The organism is Dyadobacter sp. LHD-138, assembly GCF_030929615.1.
GTDB lineage: Bacteria > Bacteroidota > Bacteroidia > Cytophagales > Spirosomataceae > Dyadobacter.
The window spans coordinates 1-1,112 of sequence record NZ_JAVFVU010000109.1 but is presented as its reverse complement, the minus strand read 5'-3'; the positions used below and the strand labels follow the sequence as shown (position 1 = coordinate 1,112).

The 1,112-nt window shown below is 39.1% G+C and carries 1 protein-coding gene; it reads left to right on the top strand.

The genetic code is table 11. From position 1 onward, the window contains the following. Window positions 1-295 precede the first annotated feature (295 nt). Window positions 296-850 carry an antirestriction protein ArdA gene (locus RB622_RS30125; RefSeq protein ID WP_308050556.1) on the top strand — a complete coding sequence of 185 codons (555 nt, stop codon included), beginning with the start codon at window positions 296-298 and terminating at the stop codon, window positions 848-850. The last annotated feature ends 262 nt before the right edge of the window (window positions 851-1,112 follow it).

Genomic DNA, 1,112 nt, shown 5'->3' with positions numbered 1-1,112 from the left:
AAAATAAATAATTGAAAATAAGCTGCTTGTGAATGTTATACATCTACATGATATGTTAAATGGCTTTCTGTATACAACCCAACCGCACGTTTATCAGTCAGTGCAAACGAAAGTTACAAAGTAAAAAATGACGACTTCAAGTCCATCCTACTATTTATCGCGGTAAGTACCGCTCCTTAAACCACAGGCTGAACTTGCAGCCAAGGGGCAAAAGCCCCGTCATCTTTTCTTTGAGTGGAAGGCAGCGATTGCCCTGAGCAGAAAGCCGGGCTTAAATACTTAAAGCCTTTCAATCATGAAAATTTCAGAAAACACGCCGAAAATCTATGTGGGGACCTATGGAATGTACAACAATGGATCTTTGTATGGAAAATGGTTTGATCTTTCAGATTACACTGACGCAAAAGAATTTCTAAGGGACTGTTATGAATACCACAGAAACGAATTTCTACCTGAATTAATGTTTCAAGACTGGGAGAATATCCCGGACATGTTGATTAGTGAATCAAATCTTCATGAAGATGTATTCAAATATTTTGAAGCAGTCTCCGGTATGGAAAATGACACCGCGGAAGCTTTCGAGATTTACTGTACGCAGATTGTGAGCTGGCCTTCCAACGGAAATGATCTGGATGAAACACTCGAAGGCTTTCAGGAATCTTATCAGGGATATTTCGGAAAAAGCAATGATCCAAAAACAGATTTTGCGTATCAATTCGTAGAGGACACAGGACTTCTTGCAGGGGCTCCTGACATTCTGGAAAGATACTTTGACTATGAAGCCTATGGAAGAGACCTATTTCTGGAAGGATATTCAGAATATGAAGGCTATGTTTTTATAGATCAATAAACGCTTGATGAGCCGCTGATTGGTCAGCTGCTCATTATTTTTTATTCTTTTTATTCTGAAAAGAACAGCAGGAAGCTTTTCGGAAAATCACTTTTTTACTTTTGGCAGCATTAAAAACCTTTCCGGGCGAGGGATGGTTTAGCCCATGCCTCGTTTGAGAGAAAAGCTCAATTTATTCAATCATTAAAAGTGTAAGAAAATGACGACGAAGGGAAAGGAAAGTGAGAAAAGAGATGTCATGTTCAAAGACCAGCTTGTCACA

Bases quoted from the DNA above. Each gene is read 5' to 3' on its own strand.
- RB622_RS30125 (WP_308050556.1), top strand. From the start codon at position 296: ATGAAAATTTCAGAAAACACGCCGAAAATCTATGTGGGGACCTATGGA.